Below are 617 nucleotides of genomic sequence, written 5' to 3' on the forward strand. Positions count from 1 at the left end.
TGGCGGCGGCGATCGAGGTCGAGATCTGGCTCATCTCGGTGATCGTGCGGGCGATCTCCTGGATGGCGGAGACCGTCTGCTGCGTGGCCTGCTGCACCGAACCGATCTGAGCCGAGATTTCCTCCGTGGCCTTGGCCGTCTGGCTCGCCAGTTCCTTCACCTCGGTGGCCACCACGGCAAAGCCCTTGCCGGCCTCGCCCGCCCGCGCCGCCTCGATGGTGGCGTTGAGGGCCAAGAGGTTGGTCTGGCCCGCGATGGTGTTGATCAGCTGCACCACGTCGCCGATCTTGGCCGCCGTGGTGGCCAGGTCCTGCACCGCCGCATCGGTGCGCCGGGCACCCTGGACGGCCCGGTCGGCGATCTGCGAGGACTGCGCCACCTGGGAGGCGATCTCCCGGATCGAGATCGACAGCTCCTCGGTGGCGGCCGCCACCGTCTGCACGTTGGCGGAGGTCTGCTGGGCGGCGGACGAGACGGTGACCGATTGCTGCGTGGTCTGGCTTGCCACCGCCGTCATGCTCTGGGCGGTGGCCTCCATCTCGGTGGCAGCCGACGAGAGGCCCCGCGTCAGGGACGAGACGTTCAGCTCGAAGCGCTTCGTCAGCTGATCGAGTGCC

At 69.0% G+C, this 617-nt stretch carries 1 protein-coding gene; it reads right to left on the reverse strand.

Annotated features, from left to right (window positions below; all coding sequences use genetic code 11):
* Positions 1-617 (reverse strand): methyl-accepting chemotaxis protein (locus ACYVOK_RS34495; protein ID WP_460666806.1); only part of this gene is annotated, 617 nt, incomplete at both ends.

The organism is Kribbella swartbergensis, from assembly GCF_054784135.1.